The sequence below is a fragment of the Frigoribacterium sp. VKM Ac-2836 genome, assembly GCF_013248995.1.
Taxonomy (GTDB): Bacteria; Actinomycetota; Actinomycetes; order Actinomycetales; family Microbacteriaceae; genus Frigoribacterium.
This window is the reverse complement of sequence record NZ_JABRPK010000002.1, coordinates 624,711-643,619: the sequence shown is the minus strand read 5'-3', so window position 1 is coordinate 643,619 and position 18,909 is coordinate 624,711. Positions and strand designations below refer to the sequence as shown.

Genomic DNA, 18,909 nt, shown 5'->3' with positions numbered 1-18,909 from the left:
ACGGGCCGCGGGAGGTGCCGAGGAGGCGCGGGCCGGCCGCCGCGGACGGCCCGCCGACCAGCACCCCGCGTCAGTCGACCTTGCCCGGGCGGACCTTGGCCGTGTCGGCGACGTCGATGCGGGTGACGCCGTCGCCCCGGTCCTCGGTCGTGATGCGCGGGGCGGCGTCCGACTCGTCCGACTTCGGCGCGCGGGTCAGCTGGTCGTGCCGCTTCTCGTCGTCGGTCATGCCGGTCGGGTCGTGGTCGACCTCGTGCCCCGGGCTCGTGTCGCGGCCGGCGCCGTCGGGACCGGGGGGCTGCGTGTCGTCGCTCATGCGCTCGACCGTACCCGCGCCTCCTCGTCCGCGGAGCGCGTCAGCCGCGACGCAGCCGCTCGACGGCCGATGACAGAACCGGCAGGTCGTGGTCGACGGTGTGCGCCACGACGGAGTGCGAGGTGTCGAAGTACCGGTGAGCGAGGAAGTCACGCATGCGGGCGACGTCGGTCCAGGGGATCTCGGGCGCCTCGCTCGTCGTCTCGGACGAGAGCCCCTTCACCGCCTCGCCGATCTCGATGAGGCGGACCCGCACGGCGTCGAAGACGAGTCCGTCCGTGAGGTCGCCACGTCGACGATGCGCGTCGATGGCGACCAGGGCGGCGGCGATGTCGTCCAGCCGTGCCCGATCGTGACGGCTCACAGGGCGACGCCGTCCCGCGAGACCGCCTCGGCGACCTCGGGGGTCAGGCCGTCGCGGGGCACGACGTCGACCACGACCCCGGCGATGTCGCTTGCCCGACGCGCAGCCGCCGCCAGCCCGAACAACCCGAGGCCGTCGGGCAGGTCGACGACGACGTCGAGGTCGCTGTCGGCGCGGTCGTCGCCTCGGCTGACGCTGCCGAAGACCTGGGGCGAGCCGAACCCCTCGTGCGCGAAGAACGATCTCAGTTCGGCACGATGTGGTTGCACGCTGCGCCCTACGGGCCCGACGAACGGGGACACGGTCGTGGACGTCCGAGGACAAGACGGCATGAGCGTGAGCGCCAGGTCGAGGCCTGACGCCTCGAAGAGACGCTCGAGCACGGGCAACGACGGGGTCTTCGAGCCGTTCTCGTACCTCGAGACGGCGCTCTGCGGCAGCCCTGCCCTCCGCCCCACCTCGCCCTGTGTGAGCTGCGCGGCGACCCGCGCCTCCCGCAGACGAGAACCGACATCCGAGGTGATCATGATCGGATTATATACGATCGTGCATACAGCGCGATGAGACCCCGGGAACCTGCCGAGACCCTCGCGCGCGGCATCGGGTCTGAGCAGGTTCCTGGGGTCTCGCGGCCGCGTCAGCGGGTGAGGACGGCGAAGCCCCCGGGCTTCACGACCACCACACTGCGGCCCTGCACGTCGCGCTGCTGCACGAGTCGGCCCTGCGCGTCGTACGACGACACCGACGAACGGGTGCCGCGCACACCGACCGAGGCCGGCAAGGGCAGCCGCGAGGTCGACGACAGCAGCTCGGTCGTCGTCGACCGCCCGTCGGCCGCCGTGCCACCGAGAACGAGCCGCTGGACGAGCGGTCGCACGATCAGGCCGTCGACCACGGTCGCGTTGCGCCCGGCGGTCACGGTGATCGTGGTCGCCCCCGCACCGATCGGCACCGGCAGCGTCTGGGGAAGCAGCGCCCCGGAGGCGGCGGTCACGCCCTGCGCTCCGGCCTGCGTCGTCAGCGTCCCGAGGGGCACGCGTCCCGCCTTCCAGACCGACGTCGACCACACTCCCTCGGCGGCGAGCAGCACCGGCTCGACGTGCCGCAGGCCGGAGCCAGCGGGCACCGTGATCGTCGCGCTCTGCCCGGGCTCGAGCCGCAGGGCCGAGCCGCCGCTGTACTGCGACTCGCCCGTCCAGGCCGAGTCGGGGGTGACGACCGTGCCCGTGGACGGTGCCGCCGTCTCGGCCTCGACCACCGTGAGGCCGTCACGCGAGGTGACGCTCGTCAGCCCCTGCGCCTCGGCCGAGACGTCGGGGGCGCCGTCCAGCGCGATCATCGACAAGAGACCGTGGATCGTGCTCTCGGCGCCGCTGTTGCGGTTCACCGTGCCGTCGGCCTGCACCCCGTCGAAGGTCACGCCCGTGGCGGGGTCGTACACGGGGGTGCCCGAGCGGTTCGTGCCGAAGTACCAGCTCGCGGTGACGGCCGCGATCCGCTTCAGGCCCGGCGCACCCGACGCCGACGCCACGGCGAGGGCCGATTGCAGCCGCGAGTCGGCGCCGTAGGCGATCTGCGTCTGGTCGACGGGCGTCGGGTACCAGGCGTTGTCGGGCCCGCTCGCGGTGAGCAGCGTCGTCGTGAACGAGGTCTGGTCGAGCACCGCGGGCTTCAGCAGGTCGGGTCGGCCGAGCACGGTCGACGCACGGGCCAGGGCGACGGGCATCTGCGACGACCAGGCGTGCCACATCGAGCGGGACTTCGCCCAGGGCAGCACGGCACCGTACGGCCAGGTCTGCCCGTCGCCGGACGACATCGCGGCGACGCCCTCGGAGAGCTGCGTCAGCGCGGTGCGCGGAGCCGCGTCCCCCGGCACGAGAGCCGAGTAGGCGGCCAGTCCGAGCACGGCCTCGGCCGAGGCGTCGGCCCCGGAGCCGATCAGCCAGGCGGGCACCGTCACCCCGTCGGCCACGTCGTACCGACCGTAGCGGGCGAGGGTCTCGCGCTCGAGCGCCGTGACACCGAGCTGCAGCCGCTGCTGCAGGAACGCGGCGAACTCGGGGTCGTCGTCCGCGAACGCGGCGTACCCCTCGCCGAATGCCCAGATGCTGCGGGCCAGCCAGTAGCTGTTGCCGCTGTCGGACGGGTCGGGCAGCTCGACGGGCACCGGGCTGCGGTTGAAGGTGCCGTCGGGCTGCATCCAGAGCACGACGTTGCCGGCCGCGTCACCGGTGGTCGTCTGGAAGTACGCGGTCGCCCGCAGCAGCTCGTAGGCCTTCTGCCGGCTCGACTCCGAGCCGGTCTGCTTCCAGTCGCGCAGGTACACGACGGCCGTCCGCGAGACGTCGTCGCTGTTGTACGCGCCCTGCCCCCAGTACCCGGTCGCGGGGTCGAGCGGACCACCGCCCACCCGGGCGAAGGTGCCGCCGTCGCGGGCGTCGGCGTAGGTCCACGGCAGGGTGAGCGTCGGCTCGCTGCTCTGCCGGTAGGTCGAGTGCCCGGCCTCGGGCGCGGGCGTCGTCCGGTCGAGCAGGAAGTCCAGGTGCGCCAGGTTCGTCAGCGGCGCCACGGCCGGTGCGGCCGGCGGGACGGCCGGCGCAGCCGTGCCGCTCGGCGCAGCCGCCGGACCAGGAGGCGCGGCGGCAGCCGGCAGCGCCCCCGTCACCCCCAGCACGGTCGCCAGGGCCGCGGCCAGTGCCGCGCCCGTCCATCGTGAGGTGCGTGCGATCATCGTCGACCGCCTCCTTCTTGTCAGTGGTCCGTGGTCGTCGTCGGGCCGTGCTCGACGACGGTGTGTGAGTGAGCTCAGGCCCGGTCGAGGCGGGCGACGCCGATCTTCGAGTCGGCCATGCCGTAGAACACGTACGGGACGCCGTCGACGTGTTCGATCGCGGTCGGGAACACCACGTTCGGCACGATGCCGTCGCGTTCGTCGGCGGTCTCGGCCTCGAGCAGCGGCACCTCCGACCGGGTGACGACGCGCGACGGGTCGTCGGCGTCGAGGATCATGCCGCCCGCGGCGTAGTTCACGTTCTGCTGCTGCGCGAACGCGTCCTCGATCACGCCGGTGACTCCGTGGTGCAGCAGCAGCCACCCCTCGGGCACACGCAGCGGGGGCGGGCCGCCCCCGATCTTGAGCTCCTCGAAGGGGAAGGCCGGACCCGCGACGAAGCGATGCTGCCCCCACCGCGCCAGCGCCCGGGGGTCGGCGGCCACGGCGGCGACCGGCACGTAACTGATCCAGATCGAGTGCCGACCGTCGGTGACGCCGGCGGGCAGCGGACTGCCCTCGCCCGGCACCGTCGCCCCGATGTGCCACATCGGCCGGTGCAGCACGGCGAAGCTGCGCACGCCGTCGGGCGCGGTGACCGGCGACGGGAAGAACACCGTGTCCTTGTTGTGGAACAGCCCGAGGTCGGTGTCGAGTTCGTCGACGTACTCGAACGTGACCGGCCCGAGCCGACGCCAGTCCCGGAGGTCGTCGCTCACGGCGACGGCGGTGCGCGGCCCGAGCGGCCCGTAGGCGACGTAGGTCATCACGTGCAGCCCGAGCTCGTCGATCCACGTGACACGAGGGTCCTCGACGCCGGAGTGAGTCGCGCCGCGTTCCCAGCCCCGGTCGGGTGCGAGCACCACGCCCTCACGGGTGACCCCGACGGGCACACCGTCCTCGACGACGACCCGGGCCAGCCCGACCCGGGACACGTTGCCCGGGGCCACCAGCCGCGGCAGCAGGTACAGCTCGCCGTCCGGCCCGCGTCCCGAACCGGGGTTGAGCACCCCCTCGGCCTCGTCGCGGGAGTCGGGGTCGGGGGTCATCACGACGCCCAGACGGGTCAATCGGTACGGGAAGTCAGCCATGGGAGGCCCTTTCGAGAAGCGAGAAGCGAGAAGCGAGAAGCGACGGAGGCGCGGCGCGAGGCGATCGCGCGCCGCGCCTCCTCGGGTCTGAAGGTGGTCGGTCAGCCCTTCACGCTCGAGCCGACGTCGGTCGAGATGAAGTAGCGCTGGAACACGATGAACAGCAGGACGACGGGGGCGGCGAGCACGACGGCACCCGCGAGGGTCGCACCGAACGGGTTCGCCGCGGTCGCCGCCACGTTGCTGATGTAGTTCGCCAAGGACACGGCGAGCGGCTGCATCGACGCCTCCTTCGTGATGAGGAACGGCCAGAGGAACTCGTTCCACGGGCCGATGAAGGTCAACAGCAGGGCCGTGACCAGCGCGGGGCGGACGAGCGGCAGCGCGATGTTCCACAGCAGCCGGAACTCCCCGGTGCCGTCGATGCGGGCCGCTTCGAAAAGCTCCTTCGGCAGCTGCAGGAAGTACTGCCGGAAGATGATCACCGCCGTCGAGTTGATCGCGAACGGCAGGATCATGCCGAGATAGTTGTCGCTCAGCCCGTAGTTGCGCGCGATGAGCACGTACAGCGGGATGATCAGCAGCTGGAACGGCACCACCTGCACGAGCAGCGCCAGCGCGAAGGTGACCCCGCGACCGCGCCACTGCAGCACGGCCAGCGCGTAGCCGACCAGCACGCCGAACACGAGGGTGCAGGCGAGCACGCCGACCGTGAAGATGCCCGAGTTGAGCAAGCCGCTCAGCAATCCGATGCGGCTGTCGATCGCGGCGTAGTTCTCGACCGTCAGGTTCGACGGGTGCGGGAACGCCCCGGCCACGGTCGGGTCGGGCTTGGTCTGCAGCGAGCCGATCACCATGTAGTAGAAGGGGAACAAGAACGCCAGGGCGCCGATCGCGAGCACGACACCGCGCAACGTGGTCTGGGCCCGGGTCAGGGGTGGCTTCTTCGCCACCCGCAGGGGTCGGGCGGTGCTCTTCTCGTCGGAGACGGTCATCTCAGTCCTCCTTTCCGCCGGCGAACCGGTTCTGCAGCAGGGCGATGACCAGCACGAGGATCACGAGCACGACGCCGATCGCGGCGGCCTGGTCGGGGTTTCCCTGCTCGATGCCCTTCTGGTACATCAGCAACACGGGCGAGGTCGACGCGCCGTTCGGCCCGCCTCCCCCGGTCAGCAGGTACGGCTCCGTGAAGAGATTCGCTCCCGTGACGGTCGAGACGAGCAGCACGAGAACGGTGGCCGGCCGGACACCCGGCACGGTGACGGTGAAGAAGGACCGGATGGGACCAGCCCCGTCGCTCGAGGCCGCCTCGTACAGTTCTTTCGGCACGTTCTGCAGCGCCGCGAGGTACAGCAAGATGTAGAAGCCGAGCTGCTTCCACGTGACGAACAGCGCGATCGAGGGCATGGCCCACGCCGAGTTGATCAGCCACGACGGCGTCGGGGCCAGTGGCCCGAGCACGTTGTTGACCAGGCCGTCGCCGTTGAACAAGAAGAGCCAGACCGCGACGACCGCGACGCTCGCCGTCAGATACGGCACGTAGAACGCCACCCGCAAGAAGCCACGGAAGTGCGCCACCTTGTCGAGCGCCGTGGCCAGCACCATGCTCAGTACGACCGTCAGCGGCACGTTGATCACCAGAAAGACGCCGACGTTGCCGAACGAACGGATGACCGCCGGGTCGGTGAACGCGGTGACGAAGTTCTCCAGGCCGACGAACGGCCGAGCGACGACGGCACCCGGCGCCGTGAAGAAGTAGTCGTGGAAGGCGATGTAGACCGCGTAGACCAACGGGTACGCGAACACCGCCAACACGAACACCAGGTACGGCGCGCTGAAGAGCAGACCGAGCGGGTGCTTGCCGAGCGGGCCGCCCCGACGACGCCCACGCGGGTCGTCGTCGCGGCGACGGCCCACCCGGTGCCCGGAGCCGGGACCCCCCGAGGAGGCGCGGTGCGCCTCCTCGGCTCGTCCGGCGGTCGGCGACGCTGCCGCCGCCTCGTGCACGGTGGACACGATCAGCCCTGCGCCGCGAGCTCGTCGATCTTGTCCGCGGCGTCCTTCAGCGACGACTCGACGTCGCCCTTGCCGAAGATCACGCTGCTCGACCAGGCGTCACGGAAGGCCTGCAGCTCGGCGACGGTGTTCGGGCCGGCCGGCACCTCGACGGTGCGGGCCGCCTGCTCACCGAACAGCTGGTACGACGGGTTGGCCGAGAAGTAGTCGGCGTAGGTCGAGGCCAGGTCGGTGCGGATCGGCATCTGACCCGTCGTCTCGAGAAGGGCGCGGTCCTCGTCGCCGCTGGTCGAGAACTTCAGGAAGTCCCAGGCCGTGCCCTGGTTCTCGCAGGCCGTGTACATGCCGACGTTCTTCGCATCGCTGAACGTGTAGGTCTCGTCGGCGCTCGTGCCGTCCTTGGTCGGGACGGGCACGGCACCCCAGTTGACGTCCTCGTAGACCGACACGGCCCAGGGCCCGACGATCGACATGGCGGCCTCGCCATCGGCGAACGAGTCGCCGGTGTACTGCTCCTGGCCGGCGAGCCCCTGCTCGTAGAGCGAGCGCCAGAAGGTCGCGACGTCCTCGCCGGCGGTGTCGGCGAAGGTCGCCTTGCCGTCCTCGACGAGGCCGGTGCCGCCGGTCTCGGCCGCATAGAGCGGCATGAAGTCGAACTGCGACTGGAAGAACTCGCTGGTCGGTGCCGGGTGGATGGCGTATTTCGAGACGCCCGCGTCGACCAGGGTCTTCGACGTCGCGAGGAAGTCGTCGTAGGTCGACAGGTCGGGGTTCTCGGCGTCGAGGCCGGCCTTCGTGAAGAGGTCCTTGTTGTAGAAGATCATCACCGGGTTCGACTTCCAGGGCATCTGGTAGTACTTGCCGTCGGCGTCCTGGTACTGCTCGGCGAGGTCGCCGCTGCGCTTCTCGATGTAGCTCGCGCCGTCGGGGAAGCTCGACAGGTCGACCAGGCCACCCTGCTTCTGGAACTGCCCGACCGCGCTCGGTGCCGTGTTGTAGACGAGGCACGGGGCGTTGCCGGCGGTGATGGCGGCGCCGATGACCTCTTCGCTCGACTTGCCGGCGGGGATCTCCTGCCCCTTGACCTGCTCGTCCGGGTGGTCGGCGTTCCAGGCCTCGACCATGGCCTTGCCCCAGGTGACCTCTTGCTCGTTGTTCGAGTACCAGATCGTGATGGGGCCCTTGGCGGTGAGAGCGTCGCTCGAGGCTCCGCCGCCGCCCGAGCAGGCGGTCAGGCCGAGGGCGGTGACCAGGACGGCGGCGCCGAGGGTCGCGCGGCGGGTGAAGCGTGTGCGTCGTTGCACGGTGTTCTCCTTGGGTGGGGTGGTGCGGCGGGTGTGACTAAAGGGTCGTGGGGGAAGCGGTTCGGTAGAAGTACAGGTCGCGGCGCCCGGCGGGGGCGTCCCAGCCCTGGGCGAAGGTCCAGCGGCCACCGACCTTCTGCAGGCCGCCCCAGCTGAGCGACCCGCCCGGCGTCAGGGCGAGCTGCTCGAGGGGACGCTCGACGTCGTACAGCGCCTGACCGGCCGCGAAGATCCCGTCGACGTCGTGGAAGACGTCGAGCACGAGGTGGCCGTCGCCGGTGACGATCGCGGCGGCGACCTCGTGCAGGTGGCCGCCGACGCCCGACAGGTCGAGGTAGGGCACGGGGTCGAAGGTCCAGCGCCGCAGGTCGCGCGAGCGGCCGACGTGCAGCACGCCGTCGAACCCCTCGCTGACGAACATGAGGTAGTCGCCGGTGCCGCCGCCGGTGCCGCCGAGTCGGACGGCGTTCCCGTGCTCGTCGCGGGGGATCACGGCGCCCTTGGCCCACAGGCGCGTCTGCTCGTGGTCCGCGATCGGGCCGAGCTTCTGCCAGGTCACGAGGTCGTCGCTGACGGCGACCAGCAGGTCGATGCCGACCGCCTGCACGGGGTAGCCAGGACTCGGGAAGTCGGCTCGCGCCTCCTCGGTGATCGGGAAGACGCCGTTGTAGAACAACCAGAAGCGGCCCTCGGCCCGGTAGACCTTGGGGTCCTCGGTGCCGAACAGCTCGTCGTCGAGGGTCGGGCGGATGACCGGGTTGGCCGGGTCGTCGACCCAGGTGGCTCCGAGAGCGGGCTCGCCCTCGGACGTGAGAGCGAGGGTGGCGTGGCCGATGCGGCTGCCGAGGCTCTCCTTGCGGGGCGAGGCACGGTAGAAGAGGTGCAGGGTCCCGTCGTGCTCGATCAGGCTCGGGTTGTAGAGCGACTCGCTCGTCCAGCCGAGGCCGTCGGGGTCGGGCCACTGGCCGTCGAGGGTGAAGGCGTAGCGCGGGTCGGCCGCGAAGGGTCCGACCGCCCAGTCCGGGCGGGCGGGGCCGAACGCGGCGGGGTCGGAGAACGTGGCCTGCGAGAGGGCACCGGTCAGCTCGTTGCGGTGGACGAGGGCCTCGTCGAGCACCGTCCGGAGGCGCGCGCGGGTCAGCGGGACGAGGTACGGCTTCGAGGCGGCGCGGGCCGCCTCGGCGTCGGGCCCGGTGTCGGCGCGCGGGGCGTCGGCGCTCGTGGTGTCGGCGCTCGCCTCGGTGCTCGTCGTGTCGGTGGCGGTCGTCATCAGGGGCACCCACTTCATCGTGTGCGGTCTCACTCATCTACCGAAACGTTTCGGTAGATCGAGAAACTAGCACGACCACGGTCCAATCGGAACCCCTACACCTCACCCATCCCTGTCGCACCGCCGACTGAACGTCGCACCACGCACATCCACGGTGCGACGTTCAGTCGGCGGTGCGACCCGTCACGACCGGGCCGCAGGCGCGGGGTCAGCGGGCGGCGGGGCCCGTCGACGCGCGGACGAGCAGGCGCGCGGGCTCGATCTCGGCGTCGGTGACGGTCTCGCCCTCGACGGCCGAGAGCAGGAGGCGCGCCGCCTCGGCCCCGATCAGCCGCGGAGCCGTCGTCAGCGTGGTCAGCCCGGGGCGGACGTACGACCCGAGCTCGATGCCGTCGAACCCGGCCACGCTGACGTCCTCCGGGACGCGGACCCCGAGCCGGTCGAGCTCGGTCATGAATCCGATCGCGGCCAGGTCGTTGGCGCAGAAGACGGCGGTGGGCCGGTCGCCCTGCGGTGCGTCCGACCCGAAGAGGCGAGCCGCGGCCCGGGCACCCCCGTCGTAGGTGAAGTCGGCCGCGACGACGACCCCGGAGTCGTGTCCGGCCGCCACGACGGCGTCCCGCCACGCGGCTCCGCGGCGCCGCGAGTGCACGAATCGGTCGGGCCCGGCGACGTGGGCGAACCGTCGGTGCCCGAGCGACACGAGGTGGTGGACGAGCTCGCCGATGCCTGCCGAGTCGTCCTGCCGCACGGCGGGGAGGGGGAAGTCGCCGGCCGGGTTGACCCCGACGGCGGGCAGGTCGAGCTCGCGGACCAGGTCGACACGCGGGTCGTCGACCGTCAACTCGTTCAGGAAGACACCGTCGACCCGACGCCCCGCCGCGAGCCGCCGGTAGCGGTCGAGGGGCTCGTCCGCCGCCGACCCCATCTGCAGGATGAGGGCGTACCCGCGGGGGTCGAGGACCGACTCGAGCCCGCCGATGAAGCTGCCGAAGAACGGGTCGGACTCGAGCACGAACGGGTCGCGGTGCACGACCAGGCCGACGGTGAAGGCGCGCTTGGCGCTGAGGCTGCGCCCCCGGACGCTGGGCACGAAGCCGAGGTCGTCGGCGGCCTGGCGGATGCGCGAACGGGTCTGCTCCGAGACGCCGGGGCGACCGTTCAGCGCGCTGCTGACCGAGCTGATCGCGACGCCGGCCCGGGCCGCGACCTCGACGATGGTGACCCGCTCTGCCACGCCGCGCCTCCTCGTCCTCGCCCTGGGGCGCCCCGTCGGCGACCCCGGACGATGCTACGGCAGGCCTCCGGCCCGCCGTGCGGACGCCCCGGCCGACGTCGACCTCAGCAGGCGGGGAGCCCGTCGAGCACGTCGTCCGACACGACCGCGCGGCCGCCCAGCACCGTGACGATGTTGGGTGACACCCGGAACAGGTCGGTCAGCGTGACCTCGGGCACGCAGGTCGCGGTCGTCAGGTACAAGGGTGCGTCGTCGGCGGCGGCGAGCACCCCACCGCCGAGTGCGTCGGCGAAGCCCGAGCCGGTGGCGAGGTACGCACGGTCGGTGACCGTGGCGAAGGCGTGCTCGTTGACCGACGCGGCCGTCGCGTAACGGTCGGCTCCTCCGAGTCGACGCACCTCGATCCCCGGCAGCACGGGGCCCATGGCCTCGATCGTCGCGTCCGAGACGGCGGCCGGCCCGCCGACGACGTCGATCTTCGGGGTGCCCCGGACGAACTCGGTCTGCGCCGCGGTGAGGGGGCCCGTTCCGTCGACCAACAGCACCGGGCCGCCCAGGTGGGCCGCTGCCGGACCGGCGGCGAGTGCGTCGGCGAACCCGCGGCCCGTCGCGAGGAACAGCTCGGCGGGCGCGTCGCCTCCACCGAAGACCGCCTCGTTGACCTCGAGGGACGTCGCGTACCGGTCCGCGCCGGCACGGCGTTCGGGCTCGACGCCCGTGATCTTGGCGAGGCGCGCCGCCACGCTCGACGAGAGGGCCGCGGGGCCGCCCACCAGGACGACACGGTCGGGCCGCAGTCGACGCAGCTCGTCGGCGACGACCGTCGGCACCTCGTCGCGCGAGACCATCAGAAGGCCACCGCCCTCGGCGGCCGCCGCCGGTCCGGCCGAGAGGGCGTCGGCGTAACCGGTGCCGTTCGCCACGTACACGACGGGGACGGTGGGCGAGTCCGCCGGGAAGAGCGCCCGGCTGGCCTCGACGGCCGTTGCGTACCGGTCGCTGCCGGCGAGCCGTTCGGTGGCGATGTCATCCGAGAGGGTTCCCGTGCCCATGTCGGTCGTGGCCCCGGCGGTCACGGTGATCGTCTCGGCGAACTCGACCGACGGTGCGTCGGGCCACCAGCCGTGGGCGTCCGAACGCCAGCTCGTGTCCTCGATCCGAGCGACGTAGGTGCCCGGCTTGAGGTGGTCGACGCGAAAGCTGCCGTCCTGCTCGACCGAGACCACGGCCACCGGGTCACCCCGCGGGTCGTCGGACGCGAACACCGCGACCCTCGCCGGCGACCACGCGGGCGCAGGGCTGCTGTCCTCGACCTCCGACACGACCCGCCCGGCGACCGAACCCGCCGGGAGCAGCGCGACCTCGACACCCGCGACGACCTGGTTCGCGGTCAGCTCGACGACGACCGGCGTCGTGCCGTCGCCGCAGGCACCCCGCAGCGAGGCCTGGGCGACGTTCGGGTTGGCACAGAGCGCCCAGCGGCCCGCCGTCAGACCGGCGACCGAGAACGAGCCGTCGTCGGCGATGGGCGTCGAAACGGACTGGACCTGCCATTCCTCGGGGGTGAGGGACCACGCCGGGCTGGCCGTGACGTCGCCGACGGGACGCGACGGGTCCCGCAGGGCGTCCGGTGACGTCACGCGGCCGAGGATGGTGGGCGTGCGCTTCAGGGCCGCGTCGACCCGACGAGACCCACCTGCGGCCACGTCCAGGCCATGGTGCCACTCGTACGCGTACTTCTCACGGGAGCCCACGGTGTCGTGGCTCGACAGGACGAGGTCGTACACGCCCGGGGGCAGCTGGTCGATCCGATAGGTCTGCGTCGCCGGGTCGAAGGTCTTCCGGGGAATGAAGCCCTCGCCGGCCCCGCCTCGGCGTGTGATGTCGATCAGAGCCGTCTCGAGGCGCCCGTCACGGCCGGTGAGGGTCCCGACGACCTCGGCACCCCTGGGCACGACGATGTCCAGGCTCGACGGCCCGGACACCGAGACGACGGGAGCGGTCTCGATCGAGAACGACCCGCAGGCGTAGGACGTGACGACGTTGTTCTCTCGCCCCTGGTACGTCGTTCGCACCCGGTAGGACCCGGTGGGGACCACGACGGAATAGTGACCCGAAGCGTCGACGGGTCGAGTCGCGACGTCCGACCCTGAGGTCGACTGGACCGTCACGTACCCCGAGGCGGCCCCGCCACCCTCGAGGGTCACGGTCCCCTGCAGGGTCGCGGTGGGCGTCGCCGCGACGGTGGCCACGGGGACGAACAGGACGGCGGCGAGGGCGACGGCGAGGGCGCCGACCCACGAACGACGAGCAGACGACGGCACGGGTGCTCCAGAGCGATCGGGACGAGACCGATCGGCTCGCAGGTGACGTGAACGGTCGTCAGAGTAGCGGACGCCGAGATCCCACCGGAACGACCCCGAACGGGGCCGCGGACACGTGTCCGGCGCACCGTCCCCGGGCATGGCCCCCTAGGGTCGGGGCATGCTCATCGTCTCGCTCGTCGCGGCCTCGCTCGCTGCCCTCCTGCACGTCTACATCTTCGTCATGGAGTCGTTGCTCTGGCCGACACCGCGCGTCCGCGCGACCTTCGGCATCACCAGCGACGTCCAGGCCGAGCACACGAAGGGTCTCGCCTTCAATCAGGGGTTCTACAACCTGTTCCTCGCGGTCGTCACGATCGTCGGCGTCGGCCTGATCGTGGCCGGTGGGGTCGGAGGCGCGGGCAGCGCCTTCGAGGCGTCCCCGTCGGGCAACGCACTCGTCGTCGTCGGCACGGGGTCGATGCTGGCCGCCGCGCTCGTGCTGTTGCTCTCGGACCGCACGAAGACCCGTGCCGCCCTCACGCAGGGAGTCCTGCCGCTCGTGGCCCTCGTCACGTTGCTCGTCTCGTCGTACTGACCTGCCCGTCCTCTCTCGTCGACCGCACTAGCCTGGGCGGGTGACCGACGCCACCCGCGCCTCCTCCGTTCCCGCCTCCTCGACGACGCACTGGACGTTGACACTCGTCTGCCAGGACCAGCCGGGCATCGTGCACGCGATCAGCGGCGCCGTCGTGCAGGCCGGCGGCAACATCACCGAGTCGGCGCAGTTCTCGAGCCACGACACCGGCACGTTCTTCATGCGCCTGCAGGTCGAGGCACCCGGCGAGCGCGACGCGTTCGAAGCGGCGCTGGCCCCCGTGCTCGCGCACTACGACGTCCAGGCGAAGCTCGACGTGGTCGGCCGCCCGACCCGGACGCTCGTCCTCGCGAGCAAGGCGGCCCACTGCGTCAACGACCTGCTGTTCCGGCAGCGGGCCGGGCACCTGCCGATCGAGGTGCCGCTGATCCTGGCCAACCACGACGACCTCTCGGGTCTCGCCGAGTTCTACGGCAAGCGGTTCGAGCACCACCCCGTCACCGACCCCGAGTCCAAGGCGGCGTTCGAGGCGCGGGTGCTGCAGGTCGTCGACCGGTACGACATCGAGCTGGTCGTGCTGGCGCGCTACATGCAGATCCTCAGCCCCGAGCTCTGTGCTGCCCTCGAGGGGCGGGCGATCAACATCCACCACTCGTTCCTGCCCGGTTTCAAGGGCGCGAATCCGTATCGTCAGGCGCACGCTCGCGGCGTGAAGCTGATCGGCGCCACGGCGCACTTCGTCACGAGCGACCTCGACGAGGGGCCGATCATCGAGCAGAACGTCGTGCGGGTCGACCACACCCGCAGCGCGCCCGAGCTGATGGCCATCGGGCAGGACGAAGAGAGCCGCACCCTGACCCAGGCCGTCCGCTGGTTCGCCGAAGACCGGGTGCTGCTCGACGGCGCCCGCACCATCGTCTTCCGCTAGCCCCGCCCTACCCCGCACCCGCCACCGAGCGGGCAGACGATGCTGCCCCCGGCCCCCTGAAGAGCAGTTGCTGCCCACTCGCCACGTCGCAGCTCGATCCGGTACGTACCGGATCAGAGGCTGCCGCATGGCACACCCCGGGCCGTACTCTGGGCGGGTGACTCCGACCGACCGTGCCCCCTCCCCCGTCCCGGCCCGTGGCGGTCCGGTCGCCGCCCTCGACGTCGTCCGGTTCGTCACGCTGATCTTCGCGTTCCTCAGCCTCGGCTTCTGGGGCTACCTCGCGTGGCCGTTCCCGTTCCCGTCGCTGGCCTTCATGATCGGCGCGCCCCTCTTCGCGATCGTCGTCTGGGGCCTGTTCCGCTCGCCGCGCGCCCCGATCGCCACCGACGCCGTCGGCAAGGCCCTGGTCGAGATCGCGATCATGGGGGCCGTCGTCGCCGCCTGGGCCATGCTCGGCCATCCGGTGGTCGCCGTGGCCTTCGCCTTCCTGGCCGGCGTCACGGGCGTCCTGGCCTTCCGTCGTGAGAACCGCCGGGAGGCCCGCCGATGACCACCACGCTCTTCACGAACGCCCGCAAGGTCGACGCCGACGGCGAGGTCGACGGCTTCTGGATGCTCGTCGACGGCGACCTCATCGTCGCCACCGGTGCCACCGTGCCGGGGTCGCGCGCCGCGGGCGGGGTGAGGGGCGGGGTCGACGCGACCCGCGCCTCCTCGGCGACGTCGACGCGGGGTGCGACCGACGACCCGACCGCAGGAGGCGCGGTGCCGCCCCCGGCGGAGGTCACGGTCGACCTCGCGGGCGCGACGCTCACCCCGGGGCTGATCGACCTGCACACGCACGGCGGCGGTGGGCACGCCTTCGATGGCGGGCCCGACGACCTCGACGCGGGTCTCGCCCTGCACCGACGGCACGGCACGACCCGGTCGTTGGTGAGCCTGGTCGCGAACCCGGTGCCGGTGCTGTCCCGGTCGCTCGGGCTGGTCGGCGACCTGATGCGCCGTGACCCACTCGTGCTCGGGGCGCACCTCGAGGGGCCGTTCCTGGCCCCGGACCGACGAGGAGCCCACGCCCCGCACTTCTTGCTCGAACCCGACGCGGCCACGGTCGAGAGCCTGCTCGAGGCCGGCGACGGCATCGTGCGGCAGGTCACCATCGCGCCGGAGCTGCCCGGCGGACTCGACGCGATCGACCGACTCGTGACCTCGGGCGTGGTCGCCGCCGTCGGACACACCGAGGCCGACTTCGACCTGGCCCGCGCGGCCTTCGACCGGGGCGCCTCGCTCGTGACGCACGCGTTCAACGCAATGAACGGCATCCACCACCGCGACCCGGGGCCACTCGTCGCGGCGGTCGGCGACGAGCGCGTGACGATCGAGCTGATCCTCGACGGGGTGCACGTCCACCCGGCCGTGGCCGACCTCGTGCTGCGCTCGGCCCCGCGCCGGGTCGCCCTGATCACCGACGCCATGGCCGCGGCCGGGGCCGCCGATGGCGACTACCGCATCGGCGAACTGGCGGTGACGGTCGACCACGGCGTGGCCACGCTCACGGGCACGTCGACGATCGCGGGGTCGACCCTGACGCAGGACGCCGCACTCCGCACCGCCCTCACGCGGACCGGGCTCTCGGCCGTCGACGCCGTCGCGGCGCTGACGCTGGTGCCGGCCACGGTGCTCGGGCGCCGGGCACCGGGCACCGGGGCCCGGCCGCCGCTCGGGCGCCTGGCACCGGGGTACGCCGCCGACGCCGTGACGTGGCACGACGACTGGACCGTCGCCCGGGTCTGGGCCGACGGCCGCGAACTGCCCCGCCCCTGACCCGGCAGGCCCGGCCCCGGCCCGGGCTCGGCGGGCACGTCGTGACGTCTCGAGCGTCCGAGCGGCCCTACCCCTTCAGCTCGGGGAAGTCCGCGTCGCGCCACTCGGCCGCAGCCCGCTCGCCCGACCGGGCCAGCGCCTCCTCGCGCTCGCGCAGTTCGACCCGTCGGATCTTGCCCGAGATCGTCTTGGGCAACTCGGCGAACTCGACGCGCCGCACCCGCTCGTAGGCGGGCAGCGAGACGCGCGCGTGCGCCAGGACGGCCCGCGCCGTCTCGGCGTCGGGCGCCCATCCCTCGGCCAGGGTCACGTAGGCCTTGACGATGTTCAACCGGGTGTCGTCGGGAGCCGGCACGACCGCGGACTCGGCGACGGCCGGGTGCTCGATCAACATGCTCTCGACCTCGAACGGCGAGACCTTGTAGTCCGACGACTTGAAGACGTCGTCGGTGCGGCCGACGAAGGTGATCATGCCCTCGGCGTCGCGTACCGCCACGTCACCGGTGTGGAACAACCCGTCGCGCATCGACGACTCGGTGCGGGCGGCGTCGCCGAGGTAGCCGGTCATCAGGTTGACGGGCCGCGTCGTCAGGTCGAGGCAGACCTCGCCCTCGTCGCCGACGGCTCCGGTGACCGGGTCGACGAGCACGACCTCGACGCCGGGCAGGGCCCGCCCCATCGACCCGGCCTTGATCGTGCCGCCGGGGGCGTTCGCGACGATGGCGGTCGTCTCGGTCTGCCCGTAGCCGTCGCGGATGTCGAGCCCCCAGCCCTGCTGCACCCGCCCGATCACCTCGGGGTTCAGCGGTTCGCCGGCCGACAGCGCCTCGCGAAGGGCGCTCGGTCGCGAACCGAGCGAGGACTGGATCAGCATGCGCCACACCGTCGGCGGTGCGCAGAACGAGGTGACCTCGGCCCGTTCGAGCTGGTCACGCAGCTCGGCCGGGCGGAAGCGTCCGTAGTTGTAGACGAAGACGGTGGACTCGGCGGTCCACGGCGCGAAGAAGCAGCTCCACGCGTGCTTGCCCCACCCGGGCGACGAGATCGTCATGTGCACGTCGCCCGGACGCACCCCCAACCAGTACGTCGTCGTGAGGTGGCCCACCGGGTACGACGCGTGCGAGTGCACGACCATCTTGGGCTTGCTCGTCGTGCCCGAGGTGAAGTAGACGAGACAGGCGTCCTCGGTCGCGGTCGCGACCTCGGGGCGAGTCCAGGAGGCGCGGTGCGAGTCCCCGAACGACGTCCAGCCCGTGGGGGTCGCCTCGCCCCCGGGGACGACGGCGATCCGCGTGACGGCCTCGACGCCCTCGACCCCCGCGAACGCCGCGGCGTCGGCCGCGTTGGCGATCACGTGACGCACGAGCCCCCGCTCGATGCGGTCGGCGAGGTCGGCACTGCCGAGCACGGTCGACGTCGGCAGGATGACCGCGCCCACCTTCATCACGGCGAGCATGGCCTCCCAGAGCTCGACCTGGTTGCCGAGCATGAGCATCACGTGGTCGCCCTTCGCCACGCCCAGGTCGTGCAACCACGCGGCGACCTGGTCGCTGCGCCGACGCATGTCGTCGAACGACACCCTCTGCTCGGAGCCGTCCTCCTCCACGATCCACAGGGCCGTGCGGTCGTTACCGTGCGCGATGACGTCGAACCAGTCGGTCGCCCAGTTGAAGTGGTCACCGACGTCCGGCCAGCGGAACTCGTCGCTCGCCCGGTCGAGGTCGTGACCGAGCCCCAGCAGGTGGTCGCGGGCCGCCCGGTAGGCGGCGGTGGCCGGGGACTCGTCGGGTGCGTCGGCGGATGCGGGTACGTCGGACATCCCGCCATCATGCACCCCGCCCCATGCCGGGCCCGGCATGGGGCGGGCCGCTCGAGATGTCACGACTTGCCGCTCACCTATGAACATGAGCGGCAAGTCGTGACATCTCGCGGGACGGGGGCGGGGGAGCCGCTCGCCTAGGGTCGTGACATGACGAATGACGCGACCCGCGCCTCCTCATCCGCAGCCGAGTCCGTCCCGGCGAGGCCCGCCCTCGAGATCGCGGTGACGAGTGCCGCCGGGGCCGTCACGGCCCGCGACGGCGGAGCCGACCGCGTCGAGCTCTGCAGCGCCCTCGAGCTCGGCGGCGTCACCCCGTCGCAGGGATTGGTCGAGGCGGTCGTCGCGACCGGGGTGCCCGTGCACGCGCTGGTGCGGAGCCGGCCCGGCGGCTTCGTCTACGACGCGGACGACCTCGACGTCATGGTGCGCGAGATCAGGGCGTTGGTGCGATCGGGCGTGGCCGGCGTCGTCGTCGGTGCGCTGCGCGACGACGGCTCGCTCGACGTCGACGCCCTCCGCTGGTTCGTCGAGGCCGCGCTCGACGCCGAGGCGTCTCGGCCACGTCCTGGGGTGTCGGCGCTCGAGATCACCGTGCACCGGGCCGTCGATCGCGCGGCCGACCCGGTGGCGGCCGTCGCGGCCCTCTCGGGGATCGGCGTCACGCGGGTGCTGACCTCGGGCGGGGCGTCCACGGTCGGGGCGGGCCTGGCCTCGGGGGTGCTGCCGCGCCTGGTCGAGGTCGCCGGCGACGTCCAGGTGATGGCCGGGGGCGGGGTGCAGCTGGGTGACGTCCCGGCACTCGTGGCCGCGCGGGTCGACGCCGTGCACCTGTCGGCGAAGCGGGCGCAGGCCGTGCGCGCCTCCTCGTCCCGCCCGGAGTCGACCGTGTCGCTCGGCACCGAGGCGTCGACCGACTCGTGGTTCGTGACCGACCCCGAGCTGGTCCGGGCGGCCCGTCGCGCGCTCGACGGGGCCTGATCCCTCGGCCGACCACGACACCGGAGCGACGCGTCGAGAGGTCGCGCACGGCGCCTCCCACCCGACTCCGAAGCCCGTGGACGACCCT

Annotated in this window: 17 protein-coding genes; 5 read left to right on the top strand and 12 right to left on the bottom strand. The window is 72.2% G+C overall.

Annotation, left to right across the window (positions count from 1 at the left end; genetic code table 11):
* Nucleotides 1-70: 70 nt before the first annotated feature.
* From HRF36_RS09365 to HRF36_RS16310, 11 genes are all read right to left on the bottom strand, one after another.
* Nucleotides 71-316 carry a hypothetical protein gene (locus HRF36_RS09365; RefSeq protein ID WP_173208059.1) on the bottom strand — a complete coding sequence of 82 codons (246 nt, stop codon included), beginning with the start codon at nucleotides 314-316 and terminating at the stop codon, nucleotides 71-73.
* A gap of 40 nt (nucleotides 317-356) precedes the next feature.
* On the bottom strand, nucleotides 357-680 hold the full coding sequence (locus HRF36_RS09360) for a HepT-like ribonuclease domain-containing protein (RefSeq protein ID WP_173209147.1): 324 nt from the start codon (nucleotides 678-680) through the stop codon (nucleotides 357-359).
* Nucleotides 677-1,207 carry an XRE family transcriptional regulator gene (locus HRF36_RS09355; RefSeq protein WP_173209145.1) on the bottom strand — a complete coding sequence of 177 codons (531 nt, stop codon included), beginning with the start codon at nucleotides 1,205-1,207 and terminating at the stop codon, nucleotides 677-679. The genes HRF36_RS09360 and HRF36_RS09355 overlap by 4 nt, the downstream gene beginning before the upstream one ends.
* Nucleotides 1,208-1,317: 110 nt before the next feature.
* The gene (locus HRF36_RS09350; protein ID WP_173209143.1) at nucleotides 1,318-3,411 is read right to left on the bottom strand and encodes a hypothetical protein; all 2,094 of its coding nucleotides are present in this window, start codon (nucleotides 3,409-3,411) and stop codon (nucleotides 1,318-1,320) included.
* Nucleotides 3,412-3,485: 74 nt separating this feature from the next.
* Nucleotides 3,486-4,541: a glycosidase gene (locus tag HRF36_RS09345; protein WP_173209141.1), complete on the bottom strand. Its 1,056-nt coding sequence runs from the start codon at nucleotides 4,539-4,541 to the stop codon at nucleotides 3,486-3,488.
* Nucleotides 4,542-4,642: 101 nt separating this feature from the next.
* A complete protein-coding gene (locus tag HRF36_RS09340; RefSeq protein ID WP_173209140.1) occupies nucleotides 4,643-5,536 on the bottom strand; it encodes a carbohydrate ABC transporter permease in 894 nt (297 codons plus the stop codon).
* Nucleotide 5,537: 1 nt separating this feature from the next.
* Nucleotides 5,538-6,458, bottom strand: coding sequence for a carbohydrate ABC transporter permease (locus HRF36_RS09335; RefSeq protein ID WP_173210016.1), 921 nt, complete (start codon nucleotides 6,456-6,458; stop codon nucleotides 5,538-5,540).
* A gap of 101 nt (nucleotides 6,459-6,559) precedes the next feature.
* Nucleotides 6,560-7,861 (bottom strand): sugar ABC transporter substrate-binding protein, encoded by a 1,302-nt coding sequence (locus HRF36_RS09330; RefSeq protein ID WP_173209138.1) that lies wholly within the window; start codon nucleotides 7,859-7,861, stop codon nucleotides 6,560-6,562.
* 37 nt (nucleotides 7,862-7,898) lie between these two features.
* Complete coding sequence (locus HRF36_RS09325) at nucleotides 7,899-9,131, bottom strand: hypothetical protein (RefSeq protein ID WP_173209136.1); 1,233 nt, start codon at nucleotides 9,129-9,131, stop codon at nucleotides 7,899-7,901.
* A gap of 208 nt (nucleotides 9,132-9,339) precedes the next feature.
* Complete coding sequence (locus tag HRF36_RS09320; protein ID WP_173209134.1) at nucleotides 9,340-10,368, bottom strand: LacI family DNA-binding transcriptional regulator; 1,029 nt, start codon at nucleotides 10,366-10,368, stop codon at nucleotides 9,340-9,342.
* Between the two features lie 104 nt (nucleotides 10,369-10,472).
* Complete coding sequence (locus HRF36_RS16310) at nucleotides 10,473-12,692, bottom strand: cell wall-binding repeat-containing protein (protein WP_173209132.1); 2,220 nt, start codon at nucleotides 12,690-12,692, stop codon at nucleotides 10,473-10,475.
* Nucleotides 12,693-12,852: 160 nt separating this feature from the next.
* On the opposite strand from HRF36_RS16310, the gene HRF36_RS09310 reads away from it, so the two are divergent.
* The 4 genes from HRF36_RS09310 to HRF36_RS09295 all read left to right on the top strand — a co-directional run bounded on the left by HRF36_RS09310 (nucleotide 12,853) and on the right by HRF36_RS09295 (nucleotide 16,021).
* On the top strand, nucleotides 12,853-13,269 hold the full coding sequence (locus HRF36_RS09310; protein ID WP_173209130.1) for a DUF1304 domain-containing protein: 417 nt from the start codon (nucleotides 12,853-12,855) through the stop codon (nucleotides 13,267-13,269).
* 40 nt (nucleotides 13,270-13,309) lie between these two features.
* Nucleotides 13,310-14,197 carry a formyltetrahydrofolate deformylase gene (gene purU, locus HRF36_RS09305; protein WP_173209128.1) on the top strand — a complete coding sequence of 296 codons (888 nt, stop codon included), beginning with the start codon at nucleotides 13,310-13,312 and terminating at the stop codon, nucleotides 14,195-14,197.
* Nucleotides 14,198-14,354: 157 nt separating this feature from the next.
* Nucleotides 14,355-14,750, top strand: coding sequence for a YrdB family protein (locus HRF36_RS09300; RefSeq protein ID WP_371740100.1), 396 nt, complete (start codon nucleotides 14,355-14,357; stop codon nucleotides 14,748-14,750).
* On the top strand, nucleotides 14,747-16,021 hold the full coding sequence (locus HRF36_RS09295) for an N-acetylglucosamine-6-phosphate deacetylase (RefSeq protein ID WP_254281169.1): 1,275 nt from the start codon (nucleotides 14,747-14,749) through the stop codon (nucleotides 16,019-16,021). Before HRF36_RS09300 ends, HRF36_RS09295 begins: the two co-directional genes overlap by 4 nt.
* A gap of 67 nt (nucleotides 16,022-16,088) precedes the next feature.
* On the opposite strand, the gene HRF36_RS09290 is transcribed toward HRF36_RS09295, so the two are convergent.
* The gene (locus HRF36_RS09290) at nucleotides 16,089-17,840 is read right to left on the bottom strand and encodes an AMP-binding protein (RefSeq protein WP_173209124.1); all 1,752 of its coding nucleotides are present in this window, start codon (nucleotides 17,838-17,840) and stop codon (nucleotides 16,089-16,091) included.
* A 150-nt stretch (nucleotides 17,841-17,990) separates the two neighbouring features.
* Here HRF36_RS09290 and HRF36_RS09285 point away from each other — a divergent pair, with 150 nt between their 5' ends.
* The gene (locus HRF36_RS09285) at nucleotides 17,991-18,821 is read left to right on the top strand and encodes a copper homeostasis protein CutC (RefSeq protein WP_173209122.1); all 831 of its coding nucleotides are present in this window, start codon (nucleotides 17,991-17,993) and stop codon (nucleotides 18,819-18,821) included.
* Nucleotides 18,822-18,909: the final 88 nt, after the last annotated feature.

Excerpts from the sequence above, each read along its gene's own strand:
- HRF36_RS09290 (WP_173209124.1), bottom strand. The coding sequence starts at position 17,840 with ATGTCCGACGTACCCGCATCCGCCGACGCACCCGACGAGTCCCCGGCC.
- HRF36_RS09345 (WP_173209141.1), bottom strand. The coding sequence starts at position 4,541 with ATGGCTGACTTCCCGTACCGATTGACCCGTCTGGGCGTCGTGATGACC.
- HRF36_RS09295 (WP_254281169.1), top strand. The coding sequence starts at position 14,747 with ATGACCACCACGCTCTTCACGAACGCCCGCAAGGTCGACGCCGACGGC.
- HRF36_RS09365 (WP_173208059.1), bottom strand. The coding sequence starts at position 316 with ATGAGCGACGACACGCAGCCCCCCGGTCCCGACGGCGCCGGCCGCGAC.
- HRF36_RS09285 (WP_173209122.1), top strand. The coding sequence starts at position 17,991 with ATGACGAATGACGCGACCCGCGCCTCCTCATCCGCAGCCGAGTCCGTC.
- HRF36_RS09340 (WP_173209140.1), bottom strand. The coding sequence starts at position 5,536 with ATGACCGTCTCCGACGAGAAGAGCACCGCCCGACCCCTGCGGGTGGCG.
- HRF36_RS09355 (WP_173209145.1), bottom strand. The coding sequence starts at position 1,207 with ATGATCACCTCGGATGTCGGTTCTCGTCTGCGGGAGGCGCGGGTCGCC.
- HRF36_RS09325 (WP_173209136.1), bottom strand. The coding sequence starts at position 9,131 with ATGACGACCGCCACCGACACGACGAGCACCGAGGCGAGCGCCGACACC.
- HRF36_RS09310 (WP_173209130.1), top strand. The coding sequence starts at position 12,853 with ATGCTCATCGTCTCGCTCGTCGCGGCCTCGCTCGCTGCCCTCCTGCAC.
- HRF36_RS09350 (WP_173209143.1), bottom strand. The coding sequence starts at position 3,411 with ATGATCGCACGCACCTCACGATGGACGGGCGCGGCACTGGCCGCGGCC.